We start from the raw sequence: 22,952 nt of genomic DNA, 5'->3' as shown, positions 1-22,952 counted from the left end.
CTCGGCGCACCCTGGTCACGTGTGCATGATGTACTCGAGGGCGCTCGCGATCCCGAGCAGCCCGGCCTCACCCCATCGAGGCCCGACGAGCTGCACACCCACGGGGAGCCCAGCCGAGTCTGTACCTGCCGGCAACGAGATGGCCGGTAGGCCCGCCATCGAGACGCAGTAGGTGTACCGCACGAACGTCTCGAACGTGCCGACGTTCCGTCCGTTGTGCCGCATGGTCTCGTCCTGGGTGATCGGGGAGGCGGTCGCGGGTGTGGTTGCGGTGAGCAGCACGTCCACGTCGGCGAAGACGTCGGCGAACGCCTGCCGCAGCGCGGGGAGCGTGGTGCTCAGGGTCTCGGCGTACCGGAAGGCGGGGACCGGATCCGGGTCCGGACCTACCTGAGCGCCCAAGGCCGTACGGACGTCTGCGCCGAAGCGGTCGAGACCGGCGGGCACCCCGCCATCGACCCCTGCCGTGCTCAGGGCTCTCTCGGTGAGGACCACCGCCTCCGGGATGACGGTCACGAAACCCTGTGCTGTGGCCGCCTCGGCCCCCGCGACCGTTACCGGCACGAGTATCGCCCCGGCTTGTTCGAGCGCCCGATGGGTCTGTGCCAGCACGCGGTCGACGTCCGGCGCGTTGTCCGCGGCGAGGAACCCGTCGGGGATCCCGATCCGTGCGCCCCGGAGGCGCTGTGCTCCCGCCCCGGGCCCGTCGGGAAGTCCCGCTCCGGGGGGCTCGTGTGCCGCGTCCGGGTCGAGCGGGTCCGGGCCCGAGGTCATGACGCGCAGGAGCGTGGCGGCGTCCGCGACCGTGCGGGCGATGGGCCCCACGACGTCGCAGGTCCAGGACAGGCCGAACATCCCCCCGCGGCTCACCCGTCCGAGGGTGGGCTTGAGGCCGACGACGCCGCACAGGGCCGCGGGGATGCGCACGGACCCGCCGGTGTCGGTACCGACAGCCGCCGAGCACAAGCGCGCGGCGACCGCCGCGCCCGACCCACCGCTGGAGCCGCCGGGGATGCGCAGGGGGTCGTAGGGGTTGTGCACCGCACCGTAGTGCGGGTTGTTGCTCGTGATGCCGAAGGAGCACTCGTGGAGGTTGGTCTTGCCGAGCACGAGCGCACCGGCCGACCGGAGCAGCCGGACGACGGTGGCGTCGTGCTCCGGGACGAACTTTCCCAGTAGCGCGGTGCCGTTCGACGTGACCGTTCCCGCCGTGAAGAGGTTGTCCTTCACGGCCAGCGGGACGCCATGGAGGGGTCCTAGGGGCCGCCCCGCCGCGCGCAGACCATCGAGCCGGGTCGCGTCAGCCAGGGCGTCCTGTCCACGCGAGAGGATGTAGGCGTTCAGGGTGTCGTGCCGGTCCAGCGCGTCGATCCGTTCCAGGTACATCCGGGTCAGTTCGACGCTGGACAGGTCGCCGCGACGTATCGCCGCCGTCTGCTCGAGCATCGTCGCTGACACCTCGGCGACGTACGGACCCGACTGGGCGACAGGAGGTGGCGGCACAGGACCGCGGCTGCCGGCTGCCGAAGATGCTCCGAGCATCGGGTCAACCCCCTGGGTTCCGCACGAGCGCGATCAGTTCGATCGCTGCCAGCCCGGAGGAGGCCCGGTTCTGGCCGGTAGGAGGCCTGGAACTGCGGCTCGTTGCTCTTCGGGCCCGGCAGTGGGCGCCCAGCTCGTCGTGGGATGTCAACACGATCAGGACTCTCATGCGGGAGACGCTATGGCGGCGAACTGGACGGGCCGTTGACCGGCCGTGTACGGCCAGTGGACCGGAGCGTGACGTCGGCGCACCGGCGAGTGGCGTGGTCGTGAGCCGGCTGCTCAGTCCCGGAGGATCGCCGACTCGAGGCGGTCGGTGATCCAGCGCCGGGTCCGGTCCACGCCCCAGCCGAAGGTGTCGGCGGCAAGAGCGAACTGGTCGTACCTGAAGTGGAAGAAGATGATTCTGACCGCGTCCTCCACGGAGACGCCGTCGGCGAGGTCGCCGATGTCCTGGATCCGAGCGACGATCTGGCGCACAGCCTGCAGGTGTCGTTCGTCGGCCGTCTTGAGGAAGTCCTCGGCCACGGGCACGCTCGAAGCAGCGCGTTCCACGATGCGAATGATGTCGCCGGACTCCTCGTAGATGGCGACGTATCCCTCGGCGAGCACCTCAAGCTTCGCTCGGCCCGTGTCGACGGCCTCGCATGCGGCGATGATGTCACGCACGAGCTGCGCGGCGGTCCACATGTCGATGAGAGTGCCCAGCAGGCCTTCCTTGCCGCCGCATTGTGCGTACACCGTGGCCGGCGAGACGCGGGCGGCCCGGGAGATCTGTTCGACCGTGGTGCGCGCGTAGCCCTGCACCGCGAACAACTGCCGGGCTGCCGTGACGATCTCTCGTCGCGTCATCTCGGCGTACCGATCGCGCCGGGTCGGGAGCTGTGCGTGGTCGGTCACTGCGACTTCATCCTCGGCTCGACGATTATTGCTCGAGCCTATACAGGTCTCACCGTCAATCTCCAGAGCGTCACCTGCCCGCGGTGCGCGGCGCTCACCAGGTGGTTTGAACCGTGCCCGGATCCACTGCTCGCTGAGCGGGTGAAAGTCTCGCTGGAGATAAACTCCAGGAACTAGAGTCTCGCTATGGCCGCGTGGTGCGTGCGCGTCGGTTGAACGTGCGTCGCGGTCGTGCAGGCCATCTGTCCGCTCGATCGAGGATGTTGATGGACGTGGGCGTCTCCACGATGCAGACCGCCGCTCCAGCGGAAGCGGACCCGGGAAGTGAGTCCGCGCTGCGAATGCAGATCCTCGGCCCGCTGCGTCTGTGGCGCGGCGGGGTCGAGCTGGACATTGGTCCACGACAGCAGGCCTACCTCCTTGCACTGCTGCTCGCTCATGAGGGAAAGCCGGTCAGCAAGCCCGAGCTCGTGGACCTCATCTGGGGTGACCACGCGCCGGACAGCGCGGTCAATGTGATTCACAAGTACGTCGGCGCACTTCGTCGGTTGCTGGAGCCGGCTCTGCCCAATCGAGGGACGAGCTCGTACCTCGTGCGCAGGGCAGACAGCTACCTGTGCACGGCAGGTGCCGGAATACTGGACCTGGCGACCTTCAGGGGCCTCGTGGGATCCGCGCAGAGCGCGCTGAGCGGCGAGCAGCACGAGGAAGCGCTGGACCGCTACGAGCGCGCACTTCGGCTCTGGCAGGGATGCGCGGGTGATGGGCTGTCCCACGGGCCTGAGGCGCTGCCGGTCTTCACGGGCCTGAACGACGAGTTCTTCCGCGCTTGCACGGCCACGGCCGAGCTTGCGGTCCGGGTGGGTCGGCCGGAGCCCGTGCTCCCCTCCCTGCACCTTGCCGCATCGATGGGTCCGTTGCACGAACCGATACAGGCCAGCCTGATCACCACCTTGGGAGCCGTGGGCCAACAAGCTGAGGCCCTGTCCTTGTACCACGCGGTCCGTGCACGACTCGCGGACGAGCTCGGCATCGATCCGGGCTCCGCGCTCGAGCTGGCGCACGAGCGGGTCCTGCGGCAGGACCTCGCACCAAAGATCGGCCGTCGGGTGACAATCTCGGGCGCGCACGCTCCGGCCGCGGCCGAAGCCGTGCCCCAGAGGCCGCAAGCGCCCGAGGCCTTGGTCGGTCGGTCCGCAGAGCTTGCGGTACTGCGGGACGCGGTGGACCGGGTGGCAGGTGGTGCCGCCGGTCTGGTCGTCATCGAGGGCGAGCCAGGTGCAGGCAAGACCCGGCTTCTGGAAGAGGTGGCTGGCGAAGCGGGCGACCGGGACTGCCTCGTGGCGTGGGGCCGCTGCATGGATGGTGGGGGTGCTCCGTCGATGTGGCCCTGGTTGCAGATCGTCCGGACGGTCCTGGACGACCTGACCGGTCCGGACCAGGAGTCGTGGCGCGCTGGTGGGCTCGGTCAGCTCCTGGAACCGCACGACGACGTGCTGACCGGCCAGGTACTCCCGGGCGGCAGCAACGAGTTCCAGCTGTACGAGGACGTCGTCGCACTGATCTCCCACGTCTCGGTACAGCGACCGGTCGTGATCGTGATCGACGATCTCCAGTGGGCGGACGTCGCCTCCCTGCACCTGTTCGCACACCTGGCTTCTCGCCTGCCGTGCGGCGCCGGAATCCTAGGAGCACTCCGTGACGGCGAACCGGGGTCGGGCTCGCATCTTGGACGGACGCTCGCTGCGGTGAGCCGGTCATCAGTACATCGCCGCCTCCACCTCGGTCCACTCGGTTCCGGCGAGGTGGTGGAGCTCGTCCGCCGCGAGACGGGGCGGACCCCGGATCTGGAGGTCGCCCGGACCATTCACTCGCGCACTGACGGCAATCCGTTCTTCGTCCGGGAGCTGGCCCGGCTACTTGCCGGTGGAGACCAGCTCACCGGAGCCACGGCCTGGCGTGACGGGGTGCCCACCTCCGTGCGGGACGTCGTCCGCGACCGGATGGGCGCACTGGACGACGGCACCAAGGCGCTTCTCGAGAGTGCCGCCCTGATCGGGCGAGACGTGGATCTCAACCTGCTCGCCCACGTCGCCGACCTCGACGTCGCGACCTGTCTCGAGAAGCTGGAGCCCGTCCAGGCGCTGGGACTCCTGACCCCGACTCCCGGCGATCCCTGTTCGGTGCGCTTCGTGCACGACCTGGTGCGCGAATCCATCTCCGAGACGACCGCGCCACGGCACGCCACCAGGCTGCACCTGCGGGTCGCAGACGCGCTGGAACAGATGGTCCCTGACGGAGAGTCCGTCCCGGAACGTGTCGCCCACCACCTGTGGGCCGCCGGCCCACTGGCCGTGCCAGCACGGACGGCCGCCGCACTCGTGCGATCCGGCCGGCGAGCAGCGGCCAAGTCCGCTCTGGAGACGGCCGAGCAACAGCTGCGACTTGCCGCACAGGTGTCCCGGACCGGAGGCCTGGCTGACGCAGAGCTGGCCGCCCTGTACGAGCTCACCGCCGTCATCGGGATGCGCTCGATGTACGCGGGCGCGGAACTGGGGCTGCTTGAGCGTGCCGAGCACCTGGCCCGCAAGCTGGGCCGAGAGGTGGAAGCTGCTGGAATCCTCTACTCGCGCTGGGCAGCGTACGCGCAGGGCATTCACCTCGACCAAACCGGCGTGTTGGCGCAACAGCTGCTCAAGCTAGGGGAGTCGTCCCCTCACCCGATCGTGCGTACCTACGGGCTGCACGCGTGGGGGATCCACCAGTGGGACGTCGGAAACATCGGCGAAGCCTTCCGGTACCTGAGCCGGTCCGAGCAAACCCTCCTGGCCGACTGGGCCAGCAGGGACGAGAACCCTGTCCAGTACGACCTCCAGCTGCTCATGACCGGGTTGCAGGCCGAGGTCACAGCCCTGCACGGCCGGGTGGCCGAAGGACTCGCGGTCCTGGACCGGATAGAGGCCGCCGGCGACGACCGCTACACCGTCACGGTGTGGGCCACGATGTCAGCGAGGATCGCGGTGCTGGCGGGGGACCCGACCAGGGCACTGGACGCGGCCGACCGCGGCATCGCCGTCGACCCCGACCTCTCCTACGTGTTCCTGGGCACCTACCAGCGGCTGGCCCGGTGCTGGGGCCGAGCGGTCACAGGTACCGATCCGACCGGCGCCGCCGAAGAGGCCGAGCAGATCATCGAAGCCAATCTTCTCGACCCTGTGCGCTCGTGCATCTCCACCTGGTACGCGCTTCTCGGTGAGATGCTGCTCGCCGCCGGAGACCTGAGGTCGGCAGCGGCCGCCCTGAACCGCGCAGACCACTATCTGCACACGTACGGTCAGCGCTACGCGGAGGGACTGCTCCTGCTCCTGCGAGCGCGCCTGCTCCAGGCGCAGGGACACCCCGACGCGACCGTGCGCGCCGCAGTCCGTAAGGCTCGACAGGTGTCGACCGAGCAGGAAGCACATCTGATCGTCCAGCGCGCCGACACGTTTCTCGCGCAGCTGGACAGGCGGTCTGGGCGCTGACCAGATCCACTTGCGTTCCACTGGTCGTCAAGAGCTGACGCCTAGCGTAGTGAGGGTCGGAATGTCCCTTCTGCGCGGATGAGGTCAGTGATGAAACGCCCCGTCGTGTTCATTCACGGTCTGTGGATCCACTCCACGTCCTGGGCACCATGGCAAGAGCACTTCAGCAGGGAGGGCTACGACGGCCTCGCACCCGGCTGGCCCGGCGACGCGCCAACCCCCGCCGCCACACGCTCCGACCCGGCCAGGATGGCCGATGTCGGCGTCGACCGGATCACCGACGCCTACACCGAGGCGTTCGCCGGCCTGGGAGTCCCGCCCATCGTCATCGGCCACTCCTTCGGAGGGCTCATTGCCCAGAAGCTCTTGGAACGCGGCCAGGCCGCCGCAGCCGTCGCGATCTCGCCCGCACCGATCAAAGGTGTGCGGGTCGTGCCGTGGAGCCAGCTGCGTTCCAGCTTCCCGGCTCTGTCCAACCCGCTGAACAAGCGTCGAACGGTCACCCTCACCGAGCGGCAGTTCTTCTATGGTTTCGGCAACGCACTGCTCCGTGCCGAGTCCGACCAGCTCTACCAGCGGGTCGCTATCCCGGGGCCGGCTCGGCCGCTGTTCGAGGTGTCGTCGGCCAATCTCACACCGAATGCGCCGTCGACGGTGGACACGCGCCGCTCGGATCGGGGGCCTTTGCTGCTGGTGGCCGCAGGTAAGGACCACACCGTGCCCGCGGTCGTGGTCAAGGCCGCCCACAGGCTCTACTCCGCGTCCAGTGCGGACACCGAACTGGTTGAGTTCCCCGAACGCGGGCACAGCGCGGCCTTCGACAAGGGTTGGCGCGCGCTCGCCGATGCCGCTCTCGACTGGCTCGCCCGGCGCGGTCTGTAGTGCCGACGGTGGGCTTCCAGGACAAGAGCCGGTCCCTGGCTCCACTGGGGGTTCAGCGGCCGTCCACAGCGGTCTCGTAGGTTCGGCGGGCAATCACGAGCTGATGCCATGGCGCTGAGCCCGGCACCGGTGATCACGCGGACGAACCACTGATGCAGGAGAGGCGCGACCATGAGCACGTTCACGACCCCGGACGGCACCGAGATCTTCTACAAGGACTGGGGCTCCGGACAGCCGATCATCTTCAGCCACGGCTGGCCGTTGTCAGCCGACGACTGGGACAACCAGATGCTGTTCTTCAAGGATCACGGATTCCGTGTGATCGCCCACGACCGGCGGGGGCACGGCCGCTCCGCCCAGCCCGCCGGCGGGCACGACATGGACCACTACGCCGACGACCTGGCGGCACTCGCCGAGCACCTCGACGTCACCGACGCGATCCACGTCGGACACTCCGCCGGCGGTGGCGAGGTAGCCCGCTACATCGGGCGCCATGGCGAGAGCCGGGTGGCGAAGGTGGTGCTGATCAGCGCCGTCACCCCCTCGACCGCGCTGTCCGACGCCAACCCGGACGGTCTGCCGCAGTCTGCGTTCGAGGGGCTCCAGGCCCAGCTCGCCGCCAGCAGGACCACATTTTTCCGAGAGCTGCCTGCTGGCCCGTTCTACGGCTTCAACCGCCCGGGCGTTGAGACCGTCGACGCGATCGTGGACAACTGGTGGCGCCAGGCCATGATGGGTGCCGCCAACGCCCAGTACGACTGCGTGTTCGCCTTCGCGCGCGAGGACTACACCGAGGACCTGGCCCGGATCAACGTGCCCGTCCTGGTGATGCACGGCGAGGACGACCAGATCGTGTCGTACGCGGACACGGCGCCCCGCGCCGTGAAGCTGGTGCGCAACGGCACGCTGAAGTCCTACCCCGGGTTCCCGCACGGCATGCCGACCACCCAGGCGGAGACGATCAACGCGGACCTGCTGGCGTTCATCCGGTCGTGACGGCGGGATCGCGTGCCGGTCAACCATTCATGCACCGTCCGTCCAGAGCGGCTCCGTAGCGTGCAGGACATGAGCACACATCACCGATATGCCGTCGTGGGCGGTCAGCGGCTGTTCTACCGCGAGGCGGGGCCGCCCGACGCCCCGGCGCTCGTGCTGCTGCACGGCTTCCCGAGCAGCTCGTTCATGTTCCGTGGACTGATCCCTCGCCTGGCCGACCGGTGGCATCTCGTGGCGCCCGACCTGCTGGGCTTCGGGCTGTCCGACGCCCCGCCGGTCAGCGAGTTCACCTACACGTTCGACACGCTCGCCGACCTGACGGCCCGCCTGCTCGATCAGCTGGGCATCCACAGCTACGCCGTGTACGTCCAGGACTACGGCGCTCCGATCGGATGGCGGCTGGCGATCCGTGATCCCTCGGCGATCACCGCGGTGATCAGCCAGAACGGCAACGCCTACGTGGAGGGCCTTCAGACCGAGTTCATCTCGACGGCACAGGCCTACTGGTACGAGCAGACACCGGAGAACGAAGCGGGGGCCCGGCAGGCCCTCACCCTGGACCTGACCCGCTGGCAGTACCTGACCGGAGTGGCCGACGAGACTCTCGTCGACCCCACGACGTGGACCTACGACTTCGCGCTGCTCTCCCGGCCGGGCAACGACCTGGTACAGCTCGCCCTGTTCCAGGACTACGGCACCAACCCCAGGCTCTACCCGGAGGTCCAGCGCTGGTTCCGGGAGAGCCAGGTGCCCCTGCTGGCGGTCTGGGGACGCGACGACCCGATCTTCGGTCCCGACGGCGCCCGGGCTTTCACGACCGATCTGCCGGCGGCGCACGTGCACCTCCTGGATGGCGGTCACTTTCTTCTGGAGAGCGCTCTGGACGAGACCGTGCCGCTCATCCGTTCGTTCCTGTCCACCTCGCTGTGAGAGCCGGGCGACTCGCAGCGGACCGCCCGCGACGAAACAGACCGGCCGGCCATGGAGAGCATGGCCGGCCGGTCTGGTCACACGGCGCTCAGCATCCGTTCGAAGCTGGGCGTGCTGGCGAAGGGGTCGTCGGGCTTGGCGTGCTCGCCGCGTGCGGAGACGATCGCGGCCAGCGACCGGCCCGCCCGTTCGATGCGCTCCGGGAGGGAGCTGGCGCCGTCGTCGTGCCGGGTGTGGTCGCCGGCCTGGGCCCAGTCGTCCGTGGCCGCGAAGACCGACGTGGTGACGACGTCGGCCCGTAGGTAGGTCAGCAGGGGGCGCATCGAGTACTCCAGGGCGAGCGAGTGGCGGGGTGTGCCGCCGGTCGCGCCGAGCAGGACGGGCATGCCCGTCAGGGCGTCCTTGTCGAGGATGTCGACGAACGACTTGAACAGCCCGGAGTAGGTGGTGGTGAACAGCGGGGTGACGGCGATGACGCCGTCGGCCGCGGTGATGGTCTCGATGTCCCGGGCCAGGTCACCGGTGGGGAACCCGGTGAGCATCGCGTCGATGATCGCGTGACCGTGGTCGCGCAGCTCGACGACCTGCACGGTCACCTCGTGGCCGAGGGCCTGCAGCTCGCGCACCGTGGCGTCGGCCAGGCGGTCGGCCAGCAGGCGCGTGGAGGAGGGCTGGCCCAGCCCCGCGTGCACGACGGCGATCGTGCGGCGCGGCTTGTCCTCGACGGGGACGATGTCCGTCATGGGGTCTGTCATCAGAGTGCCTCTTCTGCCAGCGTGCCGGTGTACTCGTCGCCGCCGTCACCCACGTGCGTGGCGCCGGCCTCGCCCTTGGCGCGGGCCGCGGCGACGCGCTCGGCGTGGGTGGGCGGGTTGGCGGGCACGTCGTTGGGGAGCTTGGCGTCGGCGATCTTGCGCAGCTGCGGCACGACGTCGGAGGCGAGGATGTCGATCTGTTCCAGGACGGTCTTCAGGGGCAGCCCGGCGTGGTCCATGAGGAACATCTGGCGCTGGTAGTAGCCGACCTCGTCGATGAACGAGCCGTACCGGTCGACGACCTCCTGCGGGGAGCCGACGGTCAGCGGGGTGTCGCGCGTGAAGTCCTCCATGGTGGGGCCGTGCCCGTAGACGGGCGCGTTGTCGAAGTACGGCCGGAACTCGGTGATCGCGTCCTGGCTGTTCTTGCGCATGTAGACCTGGCCGCCGAGGCCCACGATCGCCTGGTCGGCGCGGCCGTGGCCGTAGTGCTCGAACCTTTGGCGGTAGAACGCCACCATCTGCTTGGTGTGGCTCATGGGCCAGAAGATGTTGTTGTGCAGGAACCCGTCACCGTAGTAGGCGGCCTGCTCGGCGATCTCGGGGCTGCGGATCGAGCCGTGCCACACGAACGGCGGCACGCCGTCCAGCGGGCGCGGCGTGGCGGTGAAGCCCTGCAGCGGGGTGCGGAACTTGCCCTCCCAGTCCACGACGTCCTCGGTCCACAGGCGCCGCACGAGCGCGTAGTTCTCGATGGCCAGCGGGATGCCCTGGCGGATGTCCTGCCCGAACCACGGGTAGACGGGACCGGTGTTGCCGCGGCCCATCATCAGGTCCATGCGACCGTTGCTGATGACCTGGAGCATCGCGTACTCCTCGGCGATGCGGACCGGGTCGTTGGTGGTGATCAGGGTGGTGGCCGTGGACAGGGTGATGTCCTTGGTCACACCCGCGAGGTAGCCGAGCATCGTCGTCGGGCTCGAGGCCACGAACGGCGGGTTGTGGTGCTCACCGGTGGCGAAGACGTCCAGGCCCGCCTCGTCCGCGTGCTTCGCGATGGTCAGCATCGCCCGCACCCGCTCGGTGTCGTCCGGGGTATGCCCCGTCGTCGGGTCCGTCGTCACGTCACTGACACTGAAGATCCCGAACTGCATGATGCTGCGCTCCTCGCTTGATGTCTGACTCGATGCAACTGCATCGACTAATGGGCTCAACGTGATGGTCGGCGGATCTATTCCGCGCAAGCAATTAGCGTGGAAGGTATATGGCCAAGCGTCCCGAGCGCACTCCCGCGTGCCCTTACTTCTTGGGGTCCCTGTTGGCTCGGTACAGCTCTGTCATCGCCTCCGCGACCATGCGCGCGCGCTCGGGTCCCAGGACTCCCACGAACTGGTCCCGGTTGACGTCGCTCACCAGGCGGGCGAGGTCGGTGGCGACCTCGGTGCCGTCGGCGGTCAGCTCGAGGTAGGTGATGCGGCGGTCGTCGACACAGGGCACTCGCGCGACCAGGCCGCGGTGGACGAGCTTGTCCGCGATCTTGGTGTAGCCACCGCTGGTGAAGGCGGCCGCGCGGGCGAGGGTCGCCATCGGTGCACGGTGCTCGGGGTCGCGGTGCAGGTTGAGCAGTGTCTCGGCCTCCGCCTCGCTGAGCTCGAAGGCGGACTTGATGGCGGCGTGGAGCTTGCGGTTGGTGACCGCGAAGCCCTTGATGACGCGGCCCCAGAGCTGAATGGCCTCGGCATCCTGGACGTCGATCGATGTGCTTGCCGCGGTGCTGGTCATGAGGTCTACCTCCGTTGTCCCTGCCGCCCATATTAGTTTGCGCGAAAGGTGATTGCTAGGCCTCCCGTCCGTGACGGCCCTCACGACACCACACCTGCGGCGCCGACATGGTGGGCGTGCGGCCGGCCCCGGGGCCGGCGTCGTCAGTCGGCGCCGGCCGTCCGTGCGGGGCGAGCGTTGATCACCAGGGCGGCTGCGGCCAGGACGAGCACGACGCCGATGACCGCGGTGGTGGCGCCCGTCAGCCCCAACGGGCCGCTCAGCGCCCCGATGGTCAGGACGGGCACGGCCAGGCCGCTCTGGGCGGCGATGAAGTAGGCGGCGACGGACTTGGCGTGGCTCTTGTGCGGCACTGCTCTGCTGAGCTGACCGAGGCCACCCAGGAAGCTGAGCCCTGCGCCCACGCCACCGATGACCGTGCCGAGCCCGAAGAGCGCGAGGTTCGCCAGCAGGAACCCGGTCAGGACCAGGCCCAGGGAAAGGATGAGCAGTGGCAGGCCCCGCAGGATCGACCAGCGTGGCGCCCGGCCGCGGAACACGAGCTGGGCGGTGACGCCGACCTCGAACAGGATGAACGTGGCAAGACCGGCGACCAGGAGGTTGTCCACGCCCAAGGTCTCGCGGATGAAGCGGGGAGTCAGGCTGGAGAACAGCCCGAGCAGGGTGAACGTGGGGAAGACCGCGACAGCCGAGCGCAGGTAGATGGACCGGGCCGCGCGGGGCACCCCGACCCGGGGCGCCCAGTTGATCTTGGCCACCCGCCGGGGGTTGGTCTCCGGGACGAACAGCGTCAGCAGCGTGACGGCCGTCACCAGGGTGATGAAGACGGCGAAGATCAGGGTGCTGGGCGCCGGCAGGTACTCGGCAAAGAAACCGGCGACCAGGGGACCCAGGCCCAGGCCGCCCATGTTGGCCGCTGTGGAGACCACGGCCGGGATGGCCTTGTTCGGCCCGGGGTAGACCTCGGCCAGCGCGGCGGTCGCCGCGGAGGTGATCAGGCCGACGCCGACGCCGCTGAAGAACCGCCCGGCCAGGAGCATCGGCACGTTGGCGGCGAAGAGGAAGAACAGGGTGGACGCGATGGTGATGCCCAGGGCCGCGAAGGCGAGAGGGCGGCGTCCGACCTGGTCGGACAGGCCGCCGAAGAAGATCAGGGCGAGCAGTGTGCCCAGGACGTAGATCGCGAAGATCCACGTCGTGGTCGCGGCCCCGAAACCCAGGTCGGCGCCCCAGAGGGTGTACAGCGGGATGGGGATGGTGCCGCCGGTGGTGAGCAGGGCAAAGGTCGCCGCGATGATGGCGAAGGACGTCCCGCGGCCGATGCGGTCGGTGGGGGCCATGTCAGGACTCCGTTCGAGAAGGGTTCGGGGTGTGCAGGACCAGACGCGCGGTCAGTCCCGCCCCGACCCCGAGGGTGACGGCGCCCAGGCCGAACCAGGGCACCAGGTGGTCGAGCCCGAGGAGGGCGTCGACCGAGTAGGCGCCGGCGCCGGTGAAGGCCAGCGCCGAGGCGATGGTGATCAGCACGAGGGGGAACTCGTAGCCGTCGTGCTGGACCCACAGGCCGTTCCTGGCCTTGACGGTCGCGGCGACCGTCATGACCCCGATCGCCGCCATGGCGGCCGCGGGGGTGGCCAGCCCGGCGGCGAGGAAGAGACCGGACCCGAGCTGGCCCAGGCCCGCGGCCAGCGCCGTGATGGCGCCGCCGCGGAACCCGTCGGACCGGAACTCCTCGATCCCGCCCCGCAGGCCGTGCCCGCCGAAGCGGTAGGAGATCTTCTGCATCCCGTGACCGGCCAGCAGCACGCCGGTGATCACGCGAAGCAGCAGCAGTCCGATGTCGATGCTCATGGTCCGGTCTCTTCACTCGTCTCGGGCAGTGGTGGGCGTCAGCCTGCGGCGTTGGCGCCGGTCATGTCGCCGACGTAGTACATGCCCAGGCCGTACGAGCCGCCGTGGGCCTTGACGACCTCCGAGACGCCCGCGTAGGTCTCCCCGCGGGCCCAGTCGCGCTGCAGCTCGAGGAGCACCTGGACCCAGGTGACCGTGGTGGCGCCGGCCTTCTCCATCCGGGTCAGGGCGTGCTCGTGCGCCGCGGCGCTCACACCACCGGAGGCGTCGGCCACGACGTAGACCTCGTAGCCCTGGGCCAGGGCTGACAGGGCCGGGAGCACCAGGCACACCTCGGTCCACAGGCCCGACAGGATGATCTTCTTGCGGCCGGTGGCCTTGATCGCGTCCACGACGGCCTGGTCCTCCCAGGCGTTCATCGTGGTGCGGTCGATGATCTCCTGGCCGGGGAAGACCTCGGCGAGCTGGGGCATCAGGTTGCCGGAGAACGACTGGGCCGCGACCGTGGTCAGCACGGTGGGCACGTCGAACACCTTGGCGGTCTTGGCCAGGCCGACGGTCGAGTTGATGATCGCCGTGCGGTCGGCGCTGCCGACACCGAAGAACATCTGCGGCTGGTGGTCGACGAAGAGGAACACGCTGTTGTCGGGCGTGATCAGGTCGTCGCTGGGGCCTGCGGTGACGGTGTCGAGGTTGAGCTGGGTCACTTCTGTATCTCCTTCGGTGTTCGGCCGGACGGACTGTTCGACCGAAGTGGTGGGGGTGACGTCCCCGAGATGGCGGGGGCGCCTGCGGGGAAAGATGCGGAACATGGTCTGCCTCAGTGGTTGTGGGTCTCGAAGGCGCCGGCGCCGACCTGCGGGGCGGTACCGCCGCGGGCAATGTGCCACTGCCGCTGCAGCTCGGAGTCGGCCGCGGCCTCCACGATCTGTCGGGCCTGCTGGGCGCCGGATCGCGAGGGTGCCGAGGTCGCCTGGTAGCCGCCGAAGTGCGCTACCGGGCTCCACAGCGGGCTGATGGTCGGCAGCGGCTCGTCCAGCCCCTCGAACTCGGCGGCGGCGTAGACGACGCGGCCACCGGTGAGGGTCAGGACGGACTCGATGTGCGGGATGTCGGCCTCGTCGACGGTGAGGTAGTCGTCGGAGAGGATCGCGAGGTCGCCGTAGTGGCCCTCGCGCAGCATGCCCTTGACCCCCTGCTCGGCAGTCAGCGTGGCGCCGGCCTGGGTGTACATCTGCAGCGCCTGCTCGCGGCTGACCCGGTTCTCCGGCGGGTAGATCAGCGTGTTGCCCAGCGTGCGCCCCGTGACCAGCCAGTGCAGCGCGACCCACGGGTTGTAGGACGAGACGCGGGTGGCGTCCGTGCCAGCCCCGACCACGAGGCCGCGGTCGAGCATCTTGCGGATCGGCGGAGCCTGCGCGGCCGCCCCGGCCCCGTACCGGGCCAGGAACGCCTCGCCCTGGAAGGACATGCGGTTCTGGATGGAGATCGCACCGCCCAGGGCGGCGACCCGGTCCAGGCTCTCGCCGCTGATCGTCTCCGCGTGGTCGAACAGCCAGCGGCTGTTGCCGGGGAACAGTCCTTCGCCCGCGAGCCGCTCGAAGACCTCCAGGTCGCGACGGATCGTCTCGTCGTAGGTGGCGTGCAGGCGGAAGCCCCAGTCGTACTCCATCAGCAGTCGGACTGCCTTCTCGAACTCCACCTCGTAGCCGGGTGCCAGCTCGGGCCGCGGCTCCGTGAAGTTCTCGAAGTCGGCCGCCGCCCAGGTCAGGTTCTCGCCCGCCCCGTTCAGGCGGAGGAACTCGTCACCGTCGCCGGGCTTGACCGTCTGCGTCCAGCGCGTGAGGTCGTCCAGCTCCTGGCCGACCGTCTGCGGGAACAGGTGGTAGGCGATGCGGACCGAGAGGTTGCCCTCCTCGGCCAGCTCCATGACGGTGGCGTAGTTGTCCGGGAAGTTCTGGAACCCGCCGGCCGCGTCGATCGCGGAGGTGAGCCCGAAGCGGTTCAGCTCGCGCAGGTACTGCCGGGTCGAGCTCTTCTTGTCCTCGGGGGCGAGGAGCGGCGCCTTGGCCAGCGTCGAGTAAAGGATCAGCGCGCTCGGGGCTGCCAGCAGCATCCCGGTCGGCTCACCGCCGCGGCCACGGACGATCTGTCCCCCCTTGGGGTCGGGGGTGTCCTTGGTGAACCCGGCCGCCTGGAGCGCCGCACGGTTCATCAGCGCGGACTGGTAGAGGTTCAGGATGAATACGGGGGTGTCAGGGGCGGCTGCGTTCAGCTCGGCGACGGTCGGAAGCCGCTTCTCGGCGAACTGCTCCTTGGTGAAGCCGCCGACCACGCGGACCCACTGCCCCTTCGGCGTGCGGGCCACCTGCTCGCGCAGCATCGCCAGGGCCTGCCGCAGGGTGGGCACGCCGTCCCAGCGCAGCTCGAGCACGTAGTTCAGCCCGCCGCGGATGACGTGCAGGTGCGAGTCGTTCAGGCCCGGGATCACGCGGCGGTTCTGCCCGTCGATGACCTGGGTGGCGGGGCCCACGACGCCGAGGATGTCGGCGTCGTCCCCGACGACGGTGACCTTGCCGCCCGAGATCGCCACTGCGCTCGCCTGGGGCCGGTCCGGGTCGCCGGTGTAGATCTTGGCGTTGCGTACGACGACGTCCGCCGGGTGCTCGACCTCGGCGGGAGTGATGCCGCCGACAGGCATGGTGGCCATGTCGATCGACCTCCAATCTTTCTCTGTCACGGCGGGCCGTCCGGTCCGCCGTTAGCTTGCACGAAAGATACTTGCGGAGAAATAGTCAGCGCGCAAGGGAGTGGGCGGGTGACGAAGGACATACCGGCATGACGGTTCATCCACTCGGGTGCGCCAGCCGGTTGGTCCGTCCACCAGCGATCAACACTTCCTCCACCGGGCCGACCTACCTTCGAACGGGTACCGGCGCAGGCCGGGCATGGCCGTCGCCCTGACCTGGGCCGGCGGAACCAGAGGCCAGGAGCGAGCGATGACAACGATGAAGGCGGCGGTCATACCGGCGGCAAATGCCCACTGGGCGCTGGAGGACGTCCCCAAGCCCGAGGCAGGACCGCACCAGGTACTCGTGAAGATCCATGCCTGCGGTCTCTGTTACACCGACGCGCTCCTGGCGCGGAACGTGCTGTCGTTCCGGCCGTTCCCCCTGGTCCTCGGGCACGAGGGTGTCGGCGAGGTCGTGGCGGTCGGTGAGGGCGTATCGACCAGGCAGGTGGGCGACCGGGTCGGCCTGCCCATCACGCAGAAGCCCTGCGGACGGTGCGAGTTCTGCCGGGGTCGGCACCCCTACAGCTTCGTCACCGCGAACAACTGCGTCGCGCCGATCCTGACCGGTGTCAACGTGGACGGAGGTCAGGCGGAGTACATCGCGGCCGACGCCAACGGCACCATCCTGCTGCCCGACGGGCTCTCGTACGAGCTGGCCGCGCCCACCGTGTGCGCCGGCTACACCGTCTGGGCCGCCCTGCGCCGCGCCAACGCCAAGCCCGGCGCGCGCGTGGCCATCCTCGGCGTCGGCGGTGTCGGGCACCTGGGCGTCCAGTTCGCCAAGGCCGCCGGCTACCACGTCATCGCGATCACCCACTCGCCGGACAAGCACGACCTCGCGCGAGAGCTGGGGGCCGACGACGTCGTGGCCAACGGCGACGAGCTGCGTGCCGCCGGCGGCGCCGACGTGCTCCTGCACACGGCCCCGACCCACGCGCCCGCGATCGATGCCCTGAAAGGGCTGAAGCCCTGGGCGAAGATCATCCTGATGGGCATCTCGGCGGACGACATGTTCTCGTTCCCCGCGCTGTCCCTGACCGGCCACAGCTTCGAGATCATCGGCTCGGCGCACAACGGCCCGGAGTACCTCGCCGAAGCGCTGGAGATAGTGGCCCGTGGCGACGTGAAGCCCATGATCGAGGTCTTCCCCAAGGAGCGCGTGGACGAGGCGTACCAGCGCCTGATCAACGGGCAGCTGCGGTTCAAGGCCGTCGTGACCTACTGAGGCCCGTGCCGGTGCCTGGTCCAGCGCGCCGCCGTAACGTGATGGAGATGAAGACCCAGATGAAGACACTGATGGTGCTGACCTCGCACGACGAGCTGGGCGACACCGGGCGCAAGACCGGATTCTGGCTCGAGGAGCTCGCTGCGCCCTACTACCACTTCCGGGACGCCGGCTGGGACGTCACACTGGCCTCACCGAAGGGTGGGCGTCCACCGCTCGACCCGAAGAGTGACGAGCCCGCGTTCCAGACCGACCAGACCCGGCGGTTCGAGGCGGACGCCCAGGCAGAGGCTCAGCTCGACTCGACCGCCCGGTTGGACGCCGTGTCCGCGGACGACTTCGACGCCGTGTTCTACCCCGGCGGCCACGGTCCGCTGTGGGACCTGGCCGAGGACCCGTACTCGATCGCGCTGATCGAGCGGATGGTGACGGAGAGCCGCCCGCTCGCGCTGGTCTGCCACGCTCCGGGTGCCATGCGGCACGCCACCACGGCCGACGGCTCCCCGCTCGTGGGTGGCCGGCAGGTCACCGGGTTCACGAACAGCGAGGAGGAGGCGATGGGCCTGACGAAGGTCGTGCCGTTCCTGGTCGAGGACGAACTGGTCGCCGGCGGTGCGGTCTTCTCCCGGGTTCGTGACTTCGCATCGCACGTCGTCGTCGACGGGATGCTGGTCACGGGCCAGAACCCGGCTTCTTCCGGACCAGCCGCCCTGGAGCTGATCTCGCTCGTCCGGAACACGGGGGCTTGATCCCACGGTGGGCGCAGCCGCGACGGCGCACGTTCTCTTGGTTCACTGCTTGTCAACTGCCCGCTCCTACGTTGCTTCCTGACAGCGAAATACCGACGAGGGAGAACGTCATGGCACAGATGAAGGCGGCAGTGATCTGGAAGTTCGGGGAGCCGCTCCGGTTCGTAGAGATGGACGTTCCCACGCCCATGGCCGACGAGGTGCTGGTCAAGGTCGGCGCCTGCGGGATGTGCCGCAGCGACTACCAGCAGATGCACGGGTACTTCGAGGCGGCCCTGCCGACCGAGCTGCCGATCGTCCCGGGCCACGAGATCGCCGGCCACATCGCGGGCAAGGGCTCGCTCGTCCCCGACGGGGTGCTTGAGGAGGGAGACCTCATCGCGGTCGACCCCGGTTGGGGTGACGGCACGTGTCAGCAGTGCCTCAAAGGCAACACGCAGCTGTGCACCGGTAGCGGACGCTGGGTGGGGTTCGGCCCGCCCGGAGGCTACGCGGAGTACGTGGCCGTGCCCTACCAGCACGCCATCAAGGTGAACCCTGGCGAGGGCCAGGGCCCGGAGTTCTTCGCGCCGTTGACCGATGCGGGGGCCACGCCGTACCGGGGCATCAAGAAGCTGGTCGAGCGGGGCAACTTCACCGCAGGCCACACGGTGGTCGTCACGGGCATCGGCGGCCTCGGCAGCTACGCCGTGCAGTACGCGAAGCTGTTCAGCGGCGGCGCGGACATCGTGGCCTTCTCCCGGGCACAGGACAAGCTCGACCTCGCCCTCCGGTACGGGGCCGACTACGCGATCAACACCCGGGACGCCACGGTCGAACAGGTGCAGGACCAGCTCGAGAAGTTCACCGGCCGACGCCGCGTCGACGCCATCCTCGACTGTGCCGGCGCCCAGGAGTCGCTCGACATCGACTTCCGGATCCTGAACTCGGGCTCCGACGTAGCGCAGGTCGGGCTGATGTCCACCGAGGCCAAGCTCCCGGTGAACCTCGTGGTCGGCACCGAGCAGACCTGGCACGGGTCGTTCTGGAGCAACCACCAGGACATCTCCGAGGTCCTGGCGCTGGCCGCGGCGGGCAAGATCCACAACACCATCACCCCGGTGAAGTTCGAGGACATCAACGAGAACCTCGAGAAGGTCGCCCGCGGAGACGTCATCGGCCGCCAGGTCATCATCTTCGACTGAGGAGGCCTTCGTGCCCATCGCAACGATCAATCCCACCACCGGTGAGACGGTCGAGCAGTTCGAGCCGCACGACGCGGCCGAGGTCGAACGCCGGTTGACCCAGGCCGCCACAGCGGCGGCCGCCCTGAAGCACACCACCTACGCCCAGCGGGCGGCGTGGATGAGATCCGCGGCCGACGTGCTCGAGGGGGAGGCCCACCAGGCCGCAGCGATGCTGACCCTCGAGATGGGCAAGACGCTGGTCGCGGCGAGAGGTGAGGTGGACAAGTGCGTCCACGCCATGCGGTTCTACGCCGACAACGCGCAGAAGTTCCTGGCTGACAGCCCGGTGGACGATCCGTCGGCCATCGGGGCGAGCAGTGCCCGCCTGGTATGGCAGCCCATCGGCGTCGTGCTGGCCGTGATGCCGTGGAACTTCCCGCTCTGGCAGGTGATGCGCTTCGCGGCGCCTGCCCTCACGGCCGGCAACTCCGGGGTGCTCAAGCACGCGTCGAACGTGCCCCGGGCCGCCCTCTACCTGGACACGCTCTTCGAACGGGGTGGTTTCCCGGTCGGCTCGTTCCGTGCCTTGCTGATCCCCTCGGCCGATGTCGAGAACGTCATCAAGGACCCGCGCATCCGGGCGGTGACGCTCACCGGCTCTGAACCGGCCGGTCGTTCGGTGGCGGGCACGGCGGGTCAGCAGGTGAAGAAGACGGTGCTGGAGCTCGGCGGCTCCGACCCGTTCATCGTGATGCCGAGTGCCGACCTGGACGCTGCGTCCACGACCGCCGTGCGTGCGCGGATGCAGAACAACGGCCAGTCGTGCGTCGCGGCCAAGCGCTTCATCGTGCACACGGACGTCTACGACGACTTCGTGCAACGGTTCGTCGCCAAGGTCGGCAAGCTGGTGGTCGGTGACCCGATGCAGGACTCGACCGATGTCGGACCGCTCGCGACCGAGGGTGGCCGGCGCGACATCGAGGTACTGGTCGACGACGCCCGCGACAAGGGTGCGCAGGTGCTGGCCGGCGGTTCCGCCCCGGACGGGCCGGGGTGGTTCTACACCCCGACCGTGCTGGCCGGGCTCACCGACGACATGCGCATCGTGCAGGAGGAGGCGTTCGGGCCGGTGGCCTCGGTCTACCGGGTCGCCGACCGGGAGGAGGCCGCCCGGGTGGCCAACCAGACCACCTTCGGCCTCAGCTCGGCCGTCTGGTCCGAGGACGACGAGGACCAGGAGTACTTCGTGCAGGAGCTGCAGGCCGGCGGGGTCTTCCTCAACGGCATGACCGTCTCCTCTCCCGAGCTCGCCTTCGGCGGCGTGAAGAACTCCGGGTACGGGAGGGAGCTGACCTTCGCGGGCATCCGCGAGTTCTGCAACCTCAAATCAGTGTGGAAGGCCTGATCATGGCGATTCCCTACAACCCGTACGACCGCCTGCCCCCGCTGCCGAGCTTCACGCTCACCTCGGCCTCGTTCGAGGACGGGCAGCAGCTCCCGCTGGACCAGGTGGGTGGTGTGCTGGGCGGCGACGGCAAGGACATCTCGCCACAGCTGAGCTGGTCGGGTTTCCCGGCGGAGACCCGCAGCTTCACCGTCACGGTCTTCGACCCCGACGTACCGACCGTCTCCGGCTTCTGGCACTGGGCGGTGGCCGACCTACCGGTCACGGTGACCGAGCTGCCCGCGGACGCCGGAGACGGCTCGGCTCTACCTGGCGGCGCTCGTACGCTCGCCAACGACGCCGGCTACAAGCGTTACCTCGGCTCGGCGCCGCCGCCGGGCAACGGTCCCGATCGCTACTTCTTCGCCGTGCACGCGGTCGACGTCGAGCAGATCGATCTCCTGGAGCCGGCCACGCCGGCGTACCTCAGTTTCCAGCTGTTCACCCATGCGATCGCCCGGGCCACCATCGTCGGCACCTACGAACGCTGATCAACGAGAACTTGTCTGACCTGGTCGGACGACCGACGCCCCGGAGTCACACGGAGAAGTACTCGCCTCCGGGCGGTAGAACACAAACGCATCTGTCCACTTCTCTGGATGTAACTGATCGGAGGACGTCACCACAACCCGCTCCGGCCGCAGAAGCTCCACGCCCTTGCGTCGGGCCTTAATCGCGGGGGCAGCGCCACACGCCCGAACGAGAGCTGCGCCCCGTCTTACTGGGCTTGAGGACCGTCCGACCCGGCAGGATCAGTTCGTCAACTCAGTTCGTCCAGTGGGGGCAGTTCCTCGCCGGCGCTGCGCGACAAGTAGTAGGTGCGTTTGTGGACGGGCTCGGAGAGTGAGACGGCGGAGAACCCTGGTGCCATTCGAAACGCGTCCGACTCGTCGAGCACAGGTTCGAGAGGCGAACCGGACACTTCGAACGTCCAGGTATCACCGGCTCCAGCGTCGTTCGTGTCGAAGTAGCGAGCCGAGAACCCGGACCACCACGATTTCCCGCCGAAGTTGCTGCGATCAATGCCGTCTACCCAGTCCCTCACAGACCGCCATATCTCGAACCTGATCGTTTCGCTCTGGTCTGGTGCGAGTCTGATCGGCTCCTCATGAGGCCCTGCACCACCGAGCATGTACGTCGGATGGATCGTGACATGCTGATTGCTGTCGTTCGTGATCACCACGACAAACATGATGCATAGGTAGTTCCGCCGTCCTTCGGCAAGCGAAAGACCATGCCCTGCGGGATAGGCTGGCGCGATTTCGTCAGTGGCGACCTCGTCGTGCGCCTGGACGATCAGGTCTCCGAGCCGGCGTCCCCTACCTGTCGCGAGCGGGCGTGAGCCGTTCGAGGACGGCGTGTGCGACGGGCTTGTACTGGGCGTAGCGGTCGGGGTACGCCGAGACCTCGACGGCCTGGGCGGCCACCCCCGGGCGCAGGTCCTTCCACCCGTCGATGTCGAGCAGGCCTCGCGGCGAACCGCCGTTCGGTCCGTCCGGGCCACCGAAGAAAGCGGCTGCCTGGTACTGCGGTCGCATGAGCTGTTTGACGCTGCCCCAGTCGGCGGCTGGGCGCATCTGGAACAGTCCGAGGCTGTCGAAGTCCTGGCCGACGCCGTCGTGGGGGTGCTTGACCGAGGCCGGGTAGGCACCGGGGTTGGCCAGCATCTGCAGGTGTGACTCGGTCAGGGCGGCCATGAGTGCGACGAGGATCCCGTCACGCCCGACCCCCTTGGTGCGAGAGCCCACGGAGATGATGGTGGCGGCGTGGCGCAACTGGCTCCGGTCCAAGGACACCGGGATGCCGTCGACGGTCTTCGCGGTGAGCCCGGTGGGCAGGCGCCGCACCGTCGGTCGGTTGCCGCTGCGGTCGGCCCGGTCGGCCCGGTCGGCCCGGTCGGCCCGGTCGGCCCGGTCGGCGCGGTCGGCCCGGTCAACCCGGTCGGCGTGGTCGCGGCCACCGCCGTCGCGGCCGTCCCGGTCGCTGTCGCCGGCACGGTTGTGACCGCTGGCGGGACCCTCGACTGCTCCGGCGGCGCCACCGGTGGAGGATGCGGAGAGGGCGTAGGTGATCGGGGCGGTAGCTGGTCCGAACACCAGCACCGCGAGGAGGAAGGTTGCGACGACGCGTGTCAGGGAGATCGGGCCGGGAGCGGGGAATCGCAGGGGGTTGAGCTGCTGGCGGGTAGGCATGGCGAAGAGCACCGGCCAACGATGCCCCGACAGGTGGAAGAAACGTGTGAGGCGAACGTGTGAGTAGGTGGCTGCTGTGGTGCGATCGCGGCAGCCCGCCCGAAGCCATACCGACCGGGGCGGCGTCGGGCGGGAGCGGGCTCCCGCCGGGCCCGCAGATCGGAGGTGAAGTCGCAGGTGAGTCCGCGTCGGACAGCCACGGAGACGACGCCGGATCTTG

At 69.0% G+C, this 22,952-nt stretch carries 20 protein-coding genes; 9 read left to right on the top strand and 11 right to left on the bottom strand.

Going from position 1 to position 22,952, the window contains the following annotated elements:
• Nucleotides 1-15: 15 nt before the first annotated feature.
• Together ACIPN7_RS06605 and ACIPN7_RS06600 are read right to left on the bottom strand one after the other, a co-directional pair.
• Entirely contained in the window at nucleotides 16-1,446 is a 1,431-nt protein-coding gene (locus ACIPN7_RS06605; RefSeq protein WP_400539233.1) for an amidase, read from the bottom strand.
• A gap of 378 nt (nucleotides 1,447-1,824) precedes the next feature.
• Entirely contained in the window at nucleotides 1,825-2,442 is a 618-nt protein-coding gene (locus ACIPN7_RS06600; protein WP_400539231.1) for a TetR/AcrR family transcriptional regulator, read from the bottom strand.
• 266 nt (nucleotides 2,443-2,708) lie between these two features.
• Between ACIPN7_RS06600 and ACIPN7_RS06595 the strand changes: the two genes are divergently transcribed.
• The 4 genes from ACIPN7_RS06595 to ACIPN7_RS06580 all read left to right on the top strand — a co-directional run bounded on the left by ACIPN7_RS06595 (nucleotide 2,709) and on the right by ACIPN7_RS06580 (nucleotide 8,774).
• Nucleotides 2,709-5,966 (top strand): ATP-binding protein, encoded by a 3,258-nt coding sequence (locus ACIPN7_RS06595; RefSeq protein ID WP_400539229.1) that lies wholly within the window; start codon nucleotides 2,709-2,711, stop codon nucleotides 5,964-5,966.
• 90 nt (nucleotides 5,967-6,056) lie between these two features.
• Nucleotides 6,057-6,848, top strand: coding sequence for an alpha/beta hydrolase (locus ACIPN7_RS06590; RefSeq protein ID WP_400539227.1), 792 nt, complete (start codon nucleotides 6,057-6,059; stop codon nucleotides 6,846-6,848).
• A 171-nt stretch (nucleotides 6,849-7,019) separates the two neighbouring features.
• Complete coding sequence (locus ACIPN7_RS06585) at nucleotides 7,020-7,844, top strand: alpha/beta fold hydrolase (RefSeq protein ID WP_400539225.1); 825 nt, start codon at nucleotides 7,020-7,022, stop codon at nucleotides 7,842-7,844.
• Nucleotides 7,845-7,913: 69 nt separating this feature from the next.
• Nucleotides 7,914-8,774, top strand: coding sequence for an alpha/beta fold hydrolase (locus ACIPN7_RS06580; protein WP_400539223.1), 861 nt, complete (start codon nucleotides 7,914-7,916; stop codon nucleotides 8,772-8,774).
• Nucleotides 8,775-8,851: 77 nt separating this feature from the next.
• Here ACIPN7_RS06580 and ACIPN7_RS06575 read toward each other — a convergent pair whose 3' ends face one another.
• The 7 genes from ACIPN7_RS06575 to ACIPN7_RS06545 form a co-directional block, all read right to left on the bottom strand.
• On the bottom strand, nucleotides 8,852-9,529 hold the full coding sequence (locus tag ACIPN7_RS06575) for an FMN reductase (protein ID WP_400539221.1): 678 nt from the start codon (nucleotides 9,527-9,529) through the stop codon (nucleotides 8,852-8,854).
• On the bottom strand, nucleotides 9,529-10,683 hold the full coding sequence (locus tag ACIPN7_RS06570; protein ID WP_400539219.1) for an LLM class flavin-dependent oxidoreductase: 1,155 nt from the start codon (nucleotides 10,681-10,683) through the stop codon (nucleotides 9,529-9,531). Before ACIPN7_RS06570 ends, ACIPN7_RS06575 begins: the two co-directional genes overlap by 1 nt.
• A 145-nt stretch (nucleotides 10,684-10,828) precedes the next feature.
• Nucleotides 10,829-11,311 carry a MarR family winged helix-turn-helix transcriptional regulator gene (locus ACIPN7_RS06565; protein ID WP_400539217.1) on the bottom strand — a complete coding sequence of 161 codons (483 nt, stop codon included), beginning with the start codon at nucleotides 11,309-11,311 and terminating at the stop codon, nucleotides 10,829-10,831.
• Nucleotides 11,312-11,454: 143 nt separating this feature from the next.
• On the bottom strand, nucleotides 11,455-12,651 hold the full coding sequence (locus ACIPN7_RS06560) for an MFS transporter (RefSeq protein ID WP_400539215.1): 1,197 nt from the start codon (nucleotides 12,649-12,651) through the stop codon (nucleotides 11,455-11,457).
• 1 nt (nucleotide 12,652) lies between these two features.
• Nucleotides 12,653-13,162: a DoxX family protein gene (locus tag ACIPN7_RS06555; RefSeq protein ID WP_400539213.1), complete on the bottom strand. Its 510-nt coding sequence runs from the start codon at nucleotides 13,160-13,162 to the stop codon at nucleotides 12,653-12,655.
• Between the two features lie 38 nt (nucleotides 13,163-13,200).
• On the bottom strand, nucleotides 13,201-13,869 hold the full coding sequence (locus tag ACIPN7_RS06550) for a hydrolase (RefSeq protein WP_400539211.1): 669 nt from the start codon (nucleotides 13,867-13,869) through the stop codon (nucleotides 13,201-13,203).
• Nucleotides 13,870-13,982: 113 nt separating this feature from the next.
• On the bottom strand, nucleotides 13,983-15,872 hold the full coding sequence (locus tag ACIPN7_RS06545; RefSeq protein WP_400539209.1) for an amidohydrolase: 1,890 nt from the start codon (nucleotides 15,870-15,872) through the stop codon (nucleotides 13,983-13,985).
• A 289-nt stretch (nucleotides 15,873-16,161) separates the two neighbouring features.
• Between ACIPN7_RS06545 and ACIPN7_RS06540 the strand changes: the two genes are divergently transcribed.
• The 5 genes from ACIPN7_RS06540 (at nucleotide 16,162) to ACIPN7_RS06520 (ending at nucleotide 21,031) form a co-directional block, all read left to right on the top strand.
• A complete protein-coding gene (locus ACIPN7_RS06540) occupies nucleotides 16,162-17,181 on the top strand; it encodes an alcohol dehydrogenase catalytic domain-containing protein (protein ID WP_400539207.1) in 1,020 nt (339 codons plus the stop codon).
• A gap of 47 nt (nucleotides 17,182-17,228) precedes the next feature.
• Nucleotides 17,229-17,930 carry a type 1 glutamine amidotransferase domain-containing protein gene (locus ACIPN7_RS06535; protein ID WP_400539205.1) on the top strand — a complete coding sequence of 234 codons (702 nt, stop codon included), beginning with the start codon at nucleotides 17,229-17,231 and terminating at the stop codon, nucleotides 17,928-17,930.
• A gap of 110 nt (nucleotides 17,931-18,040) precedes the next feature.
• Nucleotides 18,041-19,114 (top strand): zinc-binding dehydrogenase, encoded by a 1,074-nt coding sequence (locus tag ACIPN7_RS06530; RefSeq protein ID WP_400539203.1) that lies wholly within the window; start codon nucleotides 18,041-18,043, stop codon nucleotides 19,112-19,114.
• Between the two features lie 10 nt (nucleotides 19,115-19,124).
• On the top strand, nucleotides 19,125-20,501 hold the full coding sequence (locus ACIPN7_RS06525) for an NADP-dependent succinic semialdehyde dehydrogenase (protein WP_400539201.1): 1,377 nt from the start codon (nucleotides 19,125-19,127) through the stop codon (nucleotides 20,499-20,501).
• Nucleotides 20,502-20,503: 2 nt separating this feature from the next.
• Nucleotides 20,504-21,031: a YbhB/YbcL family Raf kinase inhibitor-like protein gene (locus tag ACIPN7_RS06520; RefSeq protein ID WP_400539199.1), complete on the top strand. Its 528-nt coding sequence runs from the start codon at nucleotides 20,504-20,506 to the stop codon at nucleotides 21,029-21,031.
• A 269-nt stretch (nucleotides 21,032-21,300) separates the two neighbouring features.
• Here ACIPN7_RS06520 and ACIPN7_RS06515 read toward each other — a convergent pair whose 3' ends face one another.
• Complete coding sequence (locus ACIPN7_RS06515) at nucleotides 21,301-21,723, bottom strand: hypothetical protein (RefSeq protein WP_400539197.1); 423 nt, start codon at nucleotides 21,721-21,723, stop codon at nucleotides 21,301-21,303.
• A gap of 136 nt (nucleotides 21,724-21,859) precedes the next feature.
• Nucleotides 21,860-22,732, bottom strand: coding sequence for a hypothetical protein (locus ACIPN7_RS06510; protein WP_400539195.1), 873 nt, complete (start codon nucleotides 22,730-22,732; stop codon nucleotides 21,860-21,862).
• Nucleotides 22,733-22,952 lie beyond the last annotated feature (220 nt).

Source organism: Promicromonospora sp. NPDC090134 (assembly GCF_044746965.1).
Taxonomy (GTDB): domain Bacteria; phylum Actinomycetota; class Actinomycetes; order Actinomycetales; family Cellulomonadaceae; genus Promicromonospora.
The sequence above is the reverse complement of the archived record's forward strand: the minus strand, read 5'-3'. Positions and strand labels throughout refer to the sequence as shown.